The organism is Paraniabella hibiscisoli, assembly GCF_022512515.1.
Taxonomy (GTDB): Bacteria; Bacteroidota; Bacteroidia; order Chitinophagales; family Chitinophagaceae; genus Niabella; species Niabella hibiscisoli.
The window spans coordinates 1,649,983-1,665,348 of the sequence record NZ_JAKWBK010000001.1; the positions used below are offsets into that span (position 1 = coordinate 1,649,983).

Sequence of the window (15,366 nt, forward strand, 5' to 3'; positions counted from 1 at the left end):
AAACAGGAACGGCGTTAACCCTGTTGTGGGGTTGACGCCGTTTTTATGGATTTACCACAATAATAGTTTTGCTGTATTCTTTTTTCCATCCCCGTCAATCTGAGCAATACGCAGGAAAATTTTAGTGTTGACAGATTCAGGCCGGCTGCCACTTTTCGAACAACCCCAAAGCGTGGCTGTTCCTGCAATGAGCATTATTAAGAATATCTTTCTGTTTTTTGCATCGATCAAAAAGCACAGCAAGAAAAAATAAATTAAAACCGGTAAAAACATTACCTGAGGAGCTTCTATAGTGTATTCGTAATGCAATGGCAGGTCTGAGTTACCACTTAATGCTAATGATTGTATGGTAGCCAATTTCTTAAACTGCTTTCCGTCAGCAGATACTTCAATATCGAAATAATCATTGTTTGTTTCGGTTAGTGTGCTCCATTTGACAAATAGATGCTGGTTTTGTACGGTTGCTTCTATAAGCCCAAAATGAACAGGCAATACGCTTTCATTTTCAAAAGCTCCCATGTCTATATGGGATCCTGCTATGCGGTTCATGATTGCTAAATCCAGTTCGCCCGACTGCACAGCGTAGCCGGTTGTGTTGGTTTGCGGATCTCCCGCATTAATACAGGGACTGGCAGCCTGTAACTTGTATTCCGATGTAAAAAGCGGGGCTGAATTGATGTTGCCGGTACCGCTAAACCCTCCCTGGATATTAGAGAAGGCAATATGTATTGAACTGTTGGACAGGCTGGTAATGGAGTGCGTATTATCCCAAAAAATACTGTTTTGTATCAAAAAACTATTGGAGTTGTTGAAAATTGTATTGCCGTTAGCATTAGTGTAGGGATGATATATATAAACATTGTCGGCGATTGTGCAATTGGTTACGGAGACAACATTAGCTTGCGCCCATATAGCAAATCCTGCAAAAGCAGCATTGTTGTAAAAAATACTGTTTTGTATAGAAGCACTACCATTAGTGAGAAATATACCTCCACCGTTACCGCTGGTTCTGTTGTCAAAAAAACGGCAGTTACTAATATTTATAACTCCATCGCTGCAAAACAATCCGCCCACACCAGTACCCCGCCCGCCGGTAATATTCATCCTGTCCAAAACCTTTTTCCCATCCCCGTCCATCTGAGTACCGAGCTACCATTTCCTTTTAAAATAGTGGGGGCGGTATTGGGGCTGCGTTCATGCAAACTGGTTTCGTTACCAGAAAATCCCCCATAGATATTTAAAGCTTTTGTTAGGTTAAACCATTGATTGTTGCCGGGCTGATAGGTTCCTGCTGCGATCCATATCGTGTCGTTATTTGCTGCAACATCTATTACGGCCTGCAGGTTATTGCTTGCATTAGCCCAGCTACTCCCATCAGCCGAACCGGAGGCTGACGGCTTTACATACCGGGTATTTTGTGCCCTGATGGAGAAAACAGAACCGGTTAGAAAAAGTAAAAAAGCAGATTGGAGGAGAATGTTTATTGATTTATATAAGGGGGATTTCTTTTTCATACCGTTACGTTTATTGTTCTGATATCCTGAGAATCTTACTATAGGTTTTTTTACCATCTTTATCAACTTGTACAACTCTTAAGAATAAGTTGTTACTGTTGCCTGATGACTGATCCTGCTTCGAGCAGCTCCAAAATATTACTCCTGCAATGAGCAGTAAGGCCGCCAGTCCTGTTTTATATCTTTGCATACCAGCGGGGAGTAGAAGCAGCAATGTAAAAGTTGCCGCTCCCAAAACGGACATCAGTTGAGATATATCTGTACTATATTGATAGGTTAACGCTGTATTTGAGAGTCCTGCTATTGCTCTTGATGCTACCATGGCAATTGTTGTAAACTTTTTTCCATCTGCCGATATTTCAATGGCAAAATGATCGTTATTAATTTCCGATTCGGTTGACCAGTTAATCAACAGCTGGCCGTTTCTGACAGCGGCTGACAGGGCTCCAAACACTACAGGCAGTGCAGTAGAATTGCTTTCATAAGCCCCTATATCAATAGATGTTTGGGCAATACGGTGATTACCTCCCAGGTCTCCGTTACCATAAGTGCTATTATTGTAAAAAGTTCCATTGCCTGAGTTGATGGCCGGGCTTCCGGGTTGCAGGCTAAAGTCGCCTGAAGCGGGATTGGCAAACGCGGGGTTGATTGTTATTATATTGGAACCTGTTATGGTTCCCTGGCGTGTGGCATTGAGAATAGAATTTTCGATGTTGATGATTGGGCTGCCATTGCTTACAGCTATTATGTTGGCCGTGCCATTGTCCGTCCATAATATGGAGTTGTAAATATTGTTCGCCACAGGATTGTTCACATCCAGCGCACTGCTTCCCGGGTTGTACGCGGTAGTATTAACGAGCGTAAGGGTAGACTGAATGTTGTAAAAGGGAGTATAGTTGTTATTAGCGTAGGCCAGGCTGTTAACAACGGTTGTATTGCCTCCGTTTCTAACTGATACGGCCGTGCCCTTATAAGTTCCTGCAAAGCTTGTACCGGGGCCTATCGTATTATTGATAAATGAGGTACTATTTACTTTTAGTATTCCCTGGCCAAAAGTATTAATGCGGCACCCACTCCACCGTTGGCACCACCCTGGGAGTAATTATCCACAGCATTATTTGAGAAGGAGCATTTGTCAACGATTACCGAAAATATACCGGGAACACCGTATCCGGCTGCATCCAGCTGCATTACATCAATTGCAGCCCCCGAATATCCTGCATAGTTATTTTGAAAGGTACATTGTTCTATACTAAGCGCGTTACTACCTGTAGATATGCCATAGTAAGTTAAAGCCCCGCTGGAAAAAGCGCGGTTATCCGTAAAAATGCAGTTTCGTATCAGTGGAGTAATATTGACGGAGCTGAAATTGCAGGAAATGAATATGGAGGAACCGGTGTATCGTGGGTATAATGAATTAAACACACTGCCTGCATTGGCGTTACCCTCCGAAAATGTGAAACCATCGACGATTAGCGAGTTGTCAATAGGTTGTGGGTTGGAAGGATTCAGCTCAATCACCATGATGTGATAACTATTATCGCTATTGGAGGCTGTTGCGCCAATATTACCACTTAGAATGGTTGGGTTGGCAGCAGTATTTCGTTGCGTTAAATTAGTTTCGGTACCCGCAAACCCACCGTATACCTGTAAGTTATTTCTCCTGATATTAAAAAAATGATCGCGGTTATTGGTGGTGGACGGATAATAAGTACCCCTTGCTACCCATATTTGTGTAACAGAGGCATTCGCATGGGCTGCGGTTAGCGCCATTGTAAGGCTTTGATAAGCGTTTTGCCAGGAACTGCCGTTGTTACTTCCTGTGGCGGCATGGTTTACATAAATGGTTTGAGAGAACAGGAGTGGGGCATAAAAGTTTAATACGAGCAAAAAGAATAAAAACTTTTTCATGATTGGGTCAATTTTGAAAGGGCTAAATAGAAGATTGTAGAAAAGCCGATGATCTTCACGAAGATTTATTTTGCAGGTGCTAAAGGTGAAGCTTTGCAACCGGGTCTCCAAAACGATGAAAGGATGAAATGCGGACAGAGGGCGGACAAAATCCGGACAATCGTTATTTATTGTAAATCAATCACTTATATTTTGTATGAAATAAACAAAATAGAGGGGCACTTCTTTTTAGGGCTGTGATGAGTAATCTTGTTAATTGTTTGGATAGGGATATGCTTCGTTTCCGGCGGCTATAAACCGGCTTGCATTTGTTATTTAAAGAAGGCGGTTAGTTAGAGCGGATCCGGTACTCGAAATAGTACCATACCGCCACCAGCAATAATAAACCGATAAAAATGATGATCACCATATTTATAATGTGCCTGCGTTGTTTCATTTGTACAAATATGGCCTTTAGGGCGGCCTGCGCCAAAATGCGAGGCGGACAATTTCAGGACAATCAGGAAAGTGGTGATGAAGATGCTCAGCTCCTGGTGGCTAAAGTTTTCACGTGGTCTTCCAGACTTTCATCTGTCGCGAGCTTTAAAATAATTCTTAAGCGTCTTTTGCTACGGGCTACACTCTCTTTACCTATACCCAGCACATTAGCAATTTGATAATTATTAAGCTGCAGAAAAATAAGCGCTGCAAGTCGCTCCATCGCCGGAGTGAGCCCTTCATATCGCTCCCCGAGTTGTTGAAAAAACACAGGATAGGCCTTTGAAAACTCCTGCCGGAAATTTTCCCAACCAGCTTCCGTGAGCAGAGGCTCCGCCAGTAGCTTTTCTGCTACTTCATGGGTTAGGTCCTTCGACTGATCGAGTTGCACCCGAAGCGAATCAATAAGATTGTTTTTCTCTATCAGATGGCGGGTAAAAACATCAATTCTGTCCCTTGCATCTGCTACCTGCTGCTCGGCCTGTGCATGCCGCTCCCTTGCTTCTCTAATCTTAGTTTGATCACGGGTTCTTTTTTTATTGTATAAAAGCAACACAATGACGGTAAGCAACAAAATACCTACCAGGATAGCATTGCGAAGACTTTTCTCGCGGTTAACTGAAGCCTGAACCAGAGTTAAGGAATGTTGCAGGTTGTCAAATGCAATTTGTGCGTTAACAACACTCAGTTCGCTTTTTTCAGTCGTTCCTTCTCCTCCTGTTTATATTGGTTCTCCAGTTCATAATAATAAAAAGCACTGTCTATATTCCTTTGAATGCGGTAGATATTAGCAAGGAGGCCGGTTGAACTGATTAATTCGGCGGTTAGGGTATGTTCCTTAGCTATAGCCAATGCTTCAGCTGCAAAAGAGGCTGCAATGTTATATTTGTTTTGTTTATAGTAGAAAGTAGATAATGCATTTTGTGCTATGGCAATATTGAGCCAATCCCCACATTCCCGGCTGGCCTGCAGGTAGGCATTCAATAAAGGGGCCGCAGCATCGAAGTTACCCTCGCTGGTATAGGTGCGACCTATATTGCCCTGGGCTATTCCCGTCCATAACCTGACAAACCTGGGGTCAACATCGTTCGATACAGATGCTATAATATGGTTATAAAACCAGCGGGCACTGTCTGGCTTATTTAAATTACGATAGGAAGCGCCGAGTAAATCAAGCTGAAAAATATATACTCTCGGGTCGCGGTGAATGCTGTCTAAATTCCAGGTTTTAAGTCCCTCCTTTCCATATACTATACATTGAGCATAATTGCTTTGGCCGAATAAAACAGCGCTGATGCCAAAAAAACGATTATGTACATAAGGAAAATGCGAAAACCCTATGCCGCGTTGTATTTCTACAGCTTTCAGGTTATAAAGCAAATGTGTTTCACCTGATGGCGGTATGTCGGCCCTTATACTATAGAGTTCGGCATTTAATTGGGGATCGTTAAGAGGATAGGCTATTTTGATAACGCTGTCAATAACACCGTAGTATCGTGATGCCAGTCCTTGTTCTCTTGCTGCCATTATTTCAAACATCATTAACCGAACTCCCAGCCTCCGGTCCGGATGCTGGTCTACGTAATGATGCAGCTGGTTAATATCATGCCAGTAGCGTTTTGTAGCAACGGGGTCGTTTTTGGTTATGCGAAGCGAGTCGAAAAATACCTGAGAGGCGTAGCTTTGATCTTTTCCGGTCTTTTTCCAGGCTTCGATATAAGAGCTGAGACGCTTAGGTTGTGCCAAAACAACCATCTGGCAGAGAAGTAATACAGTGCATACAGTCAATTTTAATCGCATGGGCATGTACTGTAAAAATAATCGTTTGCCGGTAGATGTACTTGATGTTGGCTGTGTTATTTATGGGAAAGAAGTGCCGGTGAAAGAATATCCTGCTTGACAGCAAGTCAGGTATTGGGGGGCGCTAAAAATTTTTATTTCGATCTTGCGCCTTCAAAGCGTGCAAATACACCTGGCTGCAGTATCCGCACTCTTAAAATAATTCCATTACTTTGCCATCATTACAGTATGTCAAAACAGCTTTTTATATCGCCACAGGGCCTGCAGCAGGCAGATGAACAACCACCGTACCCCGTACACCCTATATTGAAACTATTCGCTAATTTTCTGTCTTACCTGTTTCACCCGGTATTTGTGCCGATCTATGTAATAGCGTTCCTGTTATTTGTAGAACCTTTTTTATTTGTGGGCGCTTCGGGTCCGGAAAAAATGTTAACGCTGGGCAGAGCTTTTATTAACTATACCTTTTTTCCGGTTATAAGCGTGTTATTGTTAAAAGGGCTTAACCTGATCAGTTCTATTAAATTAAAGGAGCGAAAAGACCGGATCATACCTTTTATCATTTGTAATATCTGGTATTTCTGGATCTGGTATGTATGGCGGGGTTTGCCAGGAGTACCCAATTACCTGGTGGTTTTTGCTTTTAGCGTTTTCCTGGCTTCATCCATCGGACTTTTATCTAATATCTATCTAAAAATAAGCATGCACGGTATCGGTCTGGGTACTGCAACCGCCTTTCTCTGCCTACTGAGCTTTGATCCTTCATCCGCTAACATCACTATTTACCTGGCACTTGCTATGTTAATTACGGGGTTGGTAGGTACATCCCGCTTACTGCTTTCAGCACATACACCACGGGAATATTACCTGGGTCTGGGCGTAGGAATGCTGGCGGTTATTATTGCTAACTGGGTTATTTGATTAATTTTTTAAATATGACTGAGTCGGCTTAATTGTGTTCGTCGCATTGATTTCAGCCTTATTATCTTTTTTATTGACAAAAATATTATATGAACGGTAGTTAGTGAATATCGTTTTTTATTAGTTTCGTTTAACTAACAGGCACCTGGTCTTTTATATTTTTATTTTAATTCTTAACAAAATCAGATGAAGAAAATCAACATTGGCCTTTTGTTGCTGGCAGGCGCATTGCCCGCTATGGCGCAAAAGGTGAAGTTTACAGAATTCGATTTGAGCAATGGCATGCACGTAGTGTTGCATGAAGATCGTACAGCGCGGTGGTCGTTACATCGGTAATGTACCATGTAGGTAGTAAAGACGAAGTGCTGGGTCATACCGGAATGGCGCACTTTTTTGAGCACTTGCTGTTCGAAGGGTCGAAGAACATAAAAAAGGGCAGTTCATGAAAATAGTTTCCCAGAACGGGGGACAAAACAATGCCAATACCAGCCAGGATCGTACTTACTATTTTGAGGCCTTCCCCAGCAACCAGCTTGAAACCGGCCTTTGGTTAGAAAGTGAGCGCCTGATGCATCCGGTAATCAACGAGGATGGCGTTAAAACGCAAAACGAAGTAGTAAAAGAGGAGAAGAGATTGCGTATCGATAACCAACCTTATGGTAACCTGATCGCCTCGGTATTTAATAAGCTGTTTACCAAACACCCTTATCATTGGCCCATTATCGGTAGTATGGCCGACCTGGACAATACCAAACTTCCCGACTTTTTAGCCTTCAACAAAAAATACTATGCACCTAATAATGCGGTATTGGTAGTAGCTGGCGATATAGACCCGGTTAAAACCAAAAAACTGGTAGAAGCTTATTTTGGTCCTATTCCTAAAGGTCCGGCTATTGAAAGAGTAAATATTAAAGAAGATCCTATTACACAACAAATTGTTGATACTGCTTACGACGCGAATATCCAGGTTCCTGCTATTGTAGCCGCATATCGTACCATTGGTATGAAAGAGCGTGACGCGATTGTACTGGACATGGCTTCGCAGATCTTAAGCGGAGGCGCCAGCAGTCGCATGTATAAAAAATGGTAGACCAGAAGAAGAATGCAGTAGCGGTGCAGGCGTTTAATTATACCCTTGAAGATTATGGAGCCTACCTCACTTTTGCTATACCGAATGGTAACCAAAGCCTGGACAACTTGCTGGCGGATATGGATGAAGAAGTAGCCAAGCTGCAAACTTCTCTTATTTCTGAGGCGGAGTTTACCAAGCTGCAAAACCAGGCGGAAAACGACTTTGTAAGTGGTAATAATACCATGATGGGGATTGCTGAGAGCCTGGCAAGTGGTTACACTTTCCACGGAAACACCAATTATCTGAATACAGAACTGGACCTTATCAAGTCTATCACACGCCAGGATATCCAGGATGTTGCTAAAAAATACCTGAATAAAAATCAGCGTGTGGTGCTTTATTATTTGCCTTCAAAGAAAGAAGAAGCTGCTAAATAATAGCTCTGGTTATCTGAAGTATTTTAAAAATATTGCGTAAGCATTAAATAATCAATTATGAAGAGAGTTTTTATAGCATCTGCAGCTTTGTTCTTTTGTACGGCGGCATTTGCACAAACCATAGACAGAAGCAAAAAGCCAAAAGAAGGCCCCGCTCCTGTTATTAAAATAGCCGATCCGGCAAAATTTGTTTTACCTAATGGTATGACCGTGCTAGTGGTAGAGAATCATAAACTACCCAAAGTAACGGCCAGTCTTTCTACCAATCGTGGAGATATTGTAGAAGGGGATAAAGCTGGTGTTATCGGTTTGATGGGCGATATGCTGAATGAGGGCACCAAAACCCTTTCCAAAGAGGCATTTGATGAAAAGGTAGAAGTGATGGGTGCTTCTGTTTCGTTAAACTCCGGCGGCGGATATGTGTCGGCTTTAAACCGGTATTTCGAGCCCAGTCTGATGTTGATGGCTGACGCTTTAAGAAACCCGGCTTTCGAAAAAGAAAATTTTGATAAACTAAAATCGCAGGCCGTAACTAATTTGAAATCGCAGGAGAAAAATGCAAAATCTATTTCTTCAAGGGTAGTAAATGCAATCTCTTACGGAAAAAATACAGCGAGAGGAGAATTTCAAACAATCCAGACTACGGAAGCCGTTACAATCGACGACATTAAAAGCGCTTATCAGAAATACCTGAGCCCGGCGAGCAGTATCTTGACTTTTGTGGGCGATATTACTCCGGCCCAGGCTAAAGAGTATGCCACCAAAGCATTTGGCAGCTGGACCGGTAAGAAAATTGAAATTGTGAAAAGCACGCCGGTGGCAAACCCTGCAAAAACGGAGATCGACCTGATCGATGTGCCTTCTGCAGTACAAAGCGAGATTTCAGTAGGAAATTTAATTAATAATCCGTTTACTAATCCAGATCATTATGCGCTGGTGCTGGCCAATCATATTCTGGGAGGTGGTTCTGAAAGTAAGTTATTTATGAATCTCCGGGAGAAGCATGGCTTTACTTATGGCAGCTATAGTAACCTGCCTGCAGATCGTTACCAGACGATGTTTAAAGCCGGCGCTTCAGTGCGTAATGATAAAGTAGATAGTGCTGTTGTGGAAATGGTAAGAGAGATTAACAATATGCGTGCGGGTAATATTACTGCCGAAGAGCTTGCCACTGCGAAAGCCGTATACAATGGACTTTTTGCTTTAAGAATGGAGAATCCGCAAACTACGGCAAGCTATGCATCTACTATTTTGATCAATGGCTTACCCAATGATTTTTACAGAACCTACCTGCAAAAGATCAATGCGGTAACTGTGGCTGATATTAAAAGAGTAGCGCAAAAATACCTGAACAGCGCCGACACCCGCATCGTAGTAGTGGGTAAAGCTTCGGTAGTTAAAGAGGGGTTAAGCAAGTTGGGCTACCCGATTAAGTTGTATGATATTTACGCGGCTCCTGTAACTGAAGCGGCTATGGCTCCATCGGCTAATGTTGATAAAAGCATTACGGCGCAAGCAGTGGTAGATAAGTATATTGCTGCAATCGGCGGTAAAGAGGCATTATCTAAGGTAACTTCTATGAGCTCTGATATCACTATGAACGTGAGCGGCCAGTCATTGGGCGGTGTGATGAAGAATGCAGCGCCTAATAAATCATTTATGCAATTGTCGATGGGCGGCATGACGGTAATGAAAAGAGTGTTCGATGGAAAGAAGGGTTACCAGGAGCAAATGGGACAAAAGAAAGAACTGGGTGCAGATGAGGTTGCAGCGGCAGGCGATACAAAGGGGCTTTTCCCTCAACTGTATTACAATACAGGCGGATTTAAATTAAGCGCTCCAACTGTTGAAAAAGTAAACGGAGAAGATGCTTATAAAATTATTGTAACTAAACCAAGCGGCAAAACGGAAACAGAATACTATTCTGCAAAAACAGGATTTCTCCTGAAACAGGAGGGTAAAGTAAAGGCAGCAGGCCAGGAATTAGAACAAACTATGGAGTTTAGTAATTATACTTCAGTAGGGGCTTTAAAATTACCGGGCACCATGACACAATCTGTTATGGGGCAAAGTTTTGAAATAGCCATGAAAAAACTACAAGCTCAACGAAGGTGTTACGGATAAGGATTTTGAATAGTTTGGCCTGTATATAGCATAGAAATATAACCTTCAAATAAAGTAAAAGACGCATCAGCTGTTGCGTCTTTTGCTATTTGGGGCCTAAAAACCAGGAATTCTGCCAATCTTAACGCAAAGACGCCAAGGTGCGACGATTACGTCGAGGAGATTGCGCTATTTTCTTCGCGTCATTGCACCTCGGCGGTTAAGTATTTGATTGATGAAAAATAAATCCAAATAAATTAGCATTATTGTACTAAATATATTAGTTTTGTTGTTGATAATTATTTTAGACAGGAGATAGCTAAATTGTAATTTTGGATTATGGCAAAGACAGATAAATCACCCGAGATAGACGTTAATAACGAGAAGTTTAAAGCACTAAAGCTTACCATGGAAAAGATCGACAAAGATTATGGTAAGGGTAGTGTAATGATGATGAATGAGAAGGCTGTGGAAGCGCACGCAGTGGTTTCTACAGGTTCTATTGGCCTTGATACGGCGTTGGGCATTGGCGGCTTACCTAAAGGTCGTGTAATCGAAATATATGGTCCTGAATCATCTGGTAAAACAACTATTGCTACACACGTTATAGCAGAAGCACAGAAAAAGGCGGTATGTGCGCTATTATTGATGCGGAGCATGCTTTCGACAGCGTATATGCGCGTAAACTAGGCGTTAATGTAGATAACCTTTTAATAAGCCAGCCCGATTACGGTGAGCAGGCATTGGAAATTGCAGACCGTTTAATCCTGTCTGGGGCACTGGATGTAGTAGTGATTGACTCTGTAGCAGCGCTTGTACCTAAGAGTGAGCTGGAAGGAGAAATGGGCGACAGCAAAATGGGATTACATGCCCGTTTGATGAGCCAGGCTTTACGTAAGCTTACTGCAACCATTTCCAAAACCAATACCATTTGTATTTTTATCAACCAGCTTCGTGAGAAGATCGGAGTAATGTTTGGTAATCCTGAAACGACTACAGGTGGTAATGCATTGAAGTTTTATGCTTCTGTAAGATTGGATATACGTCGCCAGACGCAAATAAAAGATGGTGATGAAGCAATTGGTAACCGTGTAAAGGTAAAAGTGGTAAAAAATAAAGTGGCACCTCCGTTCCGTGCTGCTGAGTTTGATATCATTTTTGGCGAAGGTGTTTCCAAAACTGGTGAAATCATTGACATGGGTGTTGAGCTGAATATCATTCAAAAAAGCGGATCCTGGTATAGCTATAACAGCGATAAACTGGGACAAGGCCGTGATGCAGTAAAAAGCTTATTAAATGATAATCCCGAGTTAGCAGGTGAAATAGAAGCTAAGATCAGGGAGAAAATAGAAGAACTGAAGAATTCTTAACAGGTATATTTTATTTGACGGGTTAGTAGAACCGCCTCTTTCGGGGCGGTTATTTTTTGTTTATCCCGTAGCGGCATGCTTTTACCGGGTCAATGGCCAGCTGGTGCGGCTACCGGAACCATGCGGATTTTTAAGTCAAAATAGTTATCTTCATCGGATATAGCTTTTATGCATGGGGCGTTTTGTAACTATTAAGGATATAGCCAAAAAATTAAATATTTCTGTCTCTACCGTCTCACGTGCGTTAAGAGATACTTACGACGTAAACCAGGAAACCCGCGAAAAGGTATTGGCATTAGCGAGTGAGCTCAATTACCGGCCCAATTTTAATGCGATGGGCCTGGTGAACCGTAACTCGCACAATATTGCAGTCATCCTGCCATTTATCACCAATTACTATTTTTCTACCGTCATTACAGGCATACAGGAAGTAGCTTATAAGAATGATTATAACATTATTCTCCATATCACCAACGACTCGCCTGAGCGCGAACTGTCTATTATAAAAAATCTGGCAGTCTCCAACCTGGATGGATTGTTAGTATCCGTTTCCACCAATTCTGATGCAGGAACCCATTTTCAACAGGTGATTGACACGGGTATTCCTATCGTATTCTTTGACCGGGTATCAGATGCTGTTCCCACTTCGAAAGTAATGCAGGACGACTATAATGGCGCGTTTGAAGCCGTTGAGCATTTAATTGAACGGGGATATAAAAAGATTGCCCATATAGCAGGACCTGAAGGATTAAGCTTTACACAAAAACGTAAAAAGGGTTACCTGGATGCCTTGAAGAAGCATGGTCTTCCTGTAAAAGATCGATGGATCGTTTACTCTGGTTTTTCCCAGGAAGACGGACAGCAGGATGCCGCAAAACTGTTTAGCCGTAAAGACCAGCCCGATGCTATTTTTGCAGCGAATGACCGGAAGGCAATTGGCGCTATGGTTACATTGAAGGAAAAGGGGCTGCAAATTGGAAAGCAGGTTGGCGTAATAGGTTTTACTAACGATCCTGTTTCAACAGTTGTTACACCTACCTTATCTACTATTGCGGAACCGGCATTCGAAATAGGCAAAAAAGTTGTGAACTGCTGCTAAAGCATATTAACAAGCGCAATTTTATAGCCGAAGATGTGATACTACCCGGAACATTAATAGCAAGAGCGTCTACGCTGCGCTAGCTGTTGTCGCTGCTATAAATAACATTTCCCTCCACGATCGTTTTGCGGATCTGTATATCCTCATCAAACAATATCAGGTCGGCATCCTTGCCCACTGCTATCGATCCTTTATGCGAATCAATACCCATTATACGGGCTGGGCTAAGGGTGATCATTTTGATGGCATCGCTTAAAGATACTTCGGCGAGGTTAATCATATTCCTTACCAGTCGGTCTGCTGTAGCCACACTTCCTGCAAATGAGCTCCGGTCGGGCAACCAGGCCACTCCTTTGTCCACCACTACTTTTAACCCCGTGTCCAATCCTCCCAAAACACTATCGCCTTCCGGCATGCCGGCGGCGCGCATGGCATCGGTGATCAATGCAATATGGTCTGCTCCCTTTATTTTATAGATCAGTTTTAATAAGGGCGCTGGTAAGTGAACACCATCTGCAATAACCTCTACATCCATTTCATCGATCAGGTAGCCGCTTTCAATGACACCTGCATAGCGGTAGCCATTACGGCGCATTACCCCCGACATGCCTGAGTAAAAATGAGTAGCTAGTGTATATCCATTTTCAAAGGCCTCTATCACTTCTTCATAAACAGCATCAGTATGAGCTATGGCCGGTAAAATACCCCGCCTTCGCAAAAATTTGCCCATTGCTACAGCACCTTCCAACTCCGGGGCAGAGCTCCAGCGCTTTATCGAAGAAGATGCTTCCACTACTTCTTTATATTCTGCAGGATCCGGATTGCGGATATATCTCGGATCTTGCGCGCCACGCTGATTCATCGAAAAATAAGGTCCTTCCAGGTGCATACCCATTAGCTGAGCGCCATTCGTATTCCTTTTATTGGCGCGTTCAAATACCTTCAGTGTTTCGAGCAGGTTCTTTTTCTCACTGGTAAGCGTAGTGGGATACATGGCTGTAGTGCCATAACGGGCATGGGTTTCGGCAATCGTAAGAAACGCTTCTTCTGTTCCATCCATGAAATCGGCTCCGCCTCCTCCATGTATATGCAAATCGATAAAGCCCGGCGAAAGGTATAAGCCGGCAGCATCAATTTCTGCAGCGCCGTCTATCTCAATATTTTTATTGTCAATACTTTCAATCAATCCATTCTTTATAACAACTATACCGTCGTTCACAATATCCTGCGGGGTGATGATTTTTGCGTTGACTATTTTAAGAAATGTATCCATGTTTAAGATTTTAACGACCATTTTTTTACTTTATGGCCATAAAAGGCATAATAGATAAGGTAAAGGTAGCAAGGTATTAATATCCAGTACGCTTCTTTAACACCCTGCATGTCTGCCAGGTAACCGTATACCAGCGGGAGTAATCCATTTCCACAAAGCCCCATGATCATAATAGAGGCGCCCAGCTTTGTAAATCTCCCCAGCCCCTTCATGGCCAGTGGCCAGATGCCGGCCCAGATCAACGAATTGGCAAATCCCAATAATACCAAGAACCAAATGGATAGATCAGTGTCATGTCCCAGGAATAGTACCTGTGTTTTTACCAGTACGATCAATAAGGAGAACACGCAGCCCAGCATAGTGAAGAGTTGAAAGGCTTTCTTCTGGCTGATGAATTTAGGTATGGCAATAACCCCGAGCATGTAGCCGCAAATGGTAGCAAATAAAGTATAGGACGGAAATACTTTGGCTTCCAGCAGTGGTATATGCATAGAAGTTGCATATCCGATAATAGTATCAATGGAAATAACCTGTGTACCTACATGTAGAAAGATAGCCACAGCGCCCAGGATAAGAAAGGGGAAATCAAAAATGCTTTTCTTACCGGCATTGGCTTTAGACAGCTCGGCATCTTCATCTTCTGTATTGATCTCAGGCAGCGGTGATTTCAATATGAGTAACCCTAGTAATAACAACACAATGCCAACAACCAGGTAAGGGATCATTACCCTTTGTATCAATTCATCCAGAACTACCGATCTTGCGGCCGGGGTCATAAGGGGGATCTGTTTAAAAAGCTCCGTATCTGTTTTGCGCAGTATTACCGCGGCAAAAATCAGCGGCGCCAGAATACCGGCCCCTTTATTGCAAACGCCCAGTATGCTGATGCGTTGCGCGGCCCGCTCTATGGGGCCGAGAATAGTGATATAGGGATTAGCTGCAGTTTGTAAAACCGATAAGCCTGTTCCCAATGCAAATAACCCCGTTAAAAACATACCATAAGTACGGGTGGCTGCTGCTGGTATAAAAATAAAAGCTCCAATTGCCATTATAGCAAAGCCAATCGCCATGCCTTTTTTAAAGCCGGTTCTTTTTAACATGTAGGAAGATGGAACTGATATAACCAGGTACGAAATATAGAAGGCGAAGGTGACAAAATAAGATTCGAAAGTGGTGAGCTCGCAGGCAATTTTAAAGTAAGGGATTAAGATGGCATTGACCCAGGATATAAAACCGATCACGAAAAATACAACAGCAATAATGCTGATGGATACAACGATCCTTTTACTATCAGGGGACTGAGTGGGTATATTAATAGTTTGTTCTTTCATGATAATCGTTAGGCGTAAGGCCCAAAGGGCATTACATTGTTTTTGCTAAAATATCGAT

The 15,366-nt window shown here is 42.7% G+C and carries 16 protein-coding genes and 1 pseudogene; 9 read left to right on the plus strand and 8 right to left on the minus strand.

Annotated features, from left to right (window positions below):
- Positions 1-51: 51 nt before the first annotated feature.
- From MKP07_RS10605 to MKP07_RS10630, 6 genes are all read right to left on the minus strand, one after another.
- Positions 52-1,104, minus strand: coding sequence for a right-handed parallel beta-helix repeat-containing protein (locus MKP07_RS10605; RefSeq protein WP_240847165.1), 1,053 nt, complete (start codon positions 1,102-1,104; stop codon positions 52-54).
- Positions 1,101-1,514, minus strand: coding sequence for a hypothetical protein (locus tag MKP07_RS10610; RefSeq protein ID WP_240847166.1), 414 nt, complete (start codon positions 1,512-1,514; stop codon positions 1,101-1,103). The genes MKP07_RS10605 and MKP07_RS10610 overlap by 4 nt, the downstream gene beginning before the upstream one ends.
- 10 nt (positions 1,515-1,524) lie before the next feature.
- Positions 1,525-2,328, minus strand: coding sequence for a choice-of-anchor Q domain-containing protein (locus tag MKP07_RS10615; RefSeq protein ID WP_240847167.1), 804 nt, complete (start codon positions 2,326-2,328; stop codon positions 1,525-1,527).
- A 221-nt stretch (positions 2,329-2,549) separates the two neighbouring features.
- Positions 2,550-3,425: a hypothetical protein gene (locus MKP07_RS10620; protein ID WP_240847168.1), complete on the minus strand. Its 876-nt coding sequence runs from the start codon at positions 3,423-3,425 to the stop codon at positions 2,550-2,552.
- Between the two features lie 523 nt (positions 3,426-3,948).
- Complete coding sequence (locus MKP07_RS10625) at positions 3,949-4,455, minus strand: hypothetical protein (protein WP_240847169.1); 507 nt, start codon at positions 4,453-4,455, stop codon at positions 3,949-3,951.
- 131 nt (positions 4,456-4,586) lie between these two features.
- Positions 4,587-5,648 carry a tetratricopeptide repeat protein gene (locus tag MKP07_RS10630; protein ID WP_240847170.1) on the minus strand — a complete coding sequence of 354 codons (1,062 nt, stop codon included), beginning with the start codon at positions 5,646-5,648 and terminating at the stop codon, positions 4,587-4,589.
- Positions 5,649-5,930: 282 nt separating this feature from the next.
- Between MKP07_RS10630 and MKP07_RS10635 the strand changes: the two genes are divergently transcribed.
- The 9 genes and pseudogenes from MKP07_RS10635 (at position 5,931) to MKP07_RS10670 (ending at position 12,704) form a co-directional block, all read left to right on the plus strand.
- The gene (locus MKP07_RS10635) at positions 5,931-6,623 is read left to right on the plus strand and encodes a hypothetical protein (protein ID WP_240847171.1); all 693 of its coding nucleotides are present in this window, start codon (positions 5,931-5,933) and stop codon (positions 6,621-6,623) included.
- Positions 6,624-6,809: 186 nt separating this feature from the next.
- The gene (locus tag MKP07_RS10640; RefSeq protein WP_240847172.1) at positions 6,810-6,959 is read left to right on the plus strand and encodes a hypothetical protein; all 150 of its coding nucleotides are present in this window, start codon (positions 6,810-6,812) and stop codon (positions 6,957-6,959) included.
- Positions 6,959-7,218, plus strand: a pseudogene (locus tag MKP07_RS10645) (M16 family metallopeptidase); the annotation flags it as partial. The gene MKP07_RS10640 and the pseudogene MKP07_RS10645, both read left to right, overlap by 1 nt.
- 135 nt (positions 7,219-7,353) lie before the next feature.
- Positions 7,354-7,713, plus strand: coding sequence for a M16 family metallopeptidase (locus MKP07_RS10650; protein ID WP_240850767.1), 360 nt, complete (start codon positions 7,354-7,356; stop codon positions 7,711-7,713).
- Complete coding sequence (locus tag MKP07_RS10655) at positions 7,707-8,132, plus strand: M16 family metallopeptidase (protein WP_240847173.1); 426 nt, start codon at positions 7,707-7,709, stop codon at positions 8,130-8,132. The genes MKP07_RS10650 and MKP07_RS10655 overlap by 7 nt, the downstream gene beginning before the upstream one ends.
- Positions 8,133-8,189: 57 nt before the next feature.
- Positions 8,190-10,256 (plus strand): M16 family metallopeptidase, encoded by a 2,067-nt coding sequence (locus MKP07_RS10660; protein WP_240847174.1) that lies wholly within the window; start codon positions 8,190-8,192, stop codon positions 10,254-10,256.
- A gap of 318 nt (positions 10,257-10,574) precedes the next feature.
- Entirely contained in the window at positions 10,575-10,925 is a 351-nt protein-coding gene (locus MKP07_RS43705) for a hypothetical protein (protein ID WP_317235799.1), read from the plus strand.
- The gene (gene recA, locus MKP07_RS10665) at positions 10,868-11,605 is read left to right on the plus strand and encodes a recombinase RecA (protein WP_317235800.1); all 738 of its coding nucleotides are present in this window, start codon (positions 10,868-10,870) and stop codon (positions 11,603-11,605) included. Before MKP07_RS43705 ends, recA begins: the two co-directional genes overlap by 58 nt.
- A gap of 172 nt (positions 11,606-11,777) precedes the next feature.
- Positions 11,778-12,704, plus strand: coding sequence for a LacI family DNA-binding transcriptional regulator (locus tag MKP07_RS10670; RefSeq protein ID WP_240847175.1), 927 nt, complete (start codon positions 11,778-11,780; stop codon positions 12,702-12,704).
- Positions 12,705-12,783: 79 nt separating this feature from the next.
- Here the strand turns inward: MKP07_RS10670 and nagA are convergent, their stop codons facing one another.
- Entirely contained in the window at positions 12,784-13,977 is a 1,194-nt protein-coding gene (nagA, locus tag MKP07_RS10675) for an N-acetylglucosamine-6-phosphate deacetylase (protein WP_240847176.1), read from the minus strand.
- A 2-nt stretch (positions 13,978-13,979) separates the two neighbouring features.
- On the minus strand, positions 13,980-15,308 hold the full coding sequence (locus MKP07_RS10680) for a sugar MFS transporter (protein ID WP_240847177.1): 1,329 nt from the start codon (positions 15,306-15,308) through the stop codon (positions 13,980-13,982).
- Positions 15,309-15,366 lie beyond the last annotated feature (58 nt).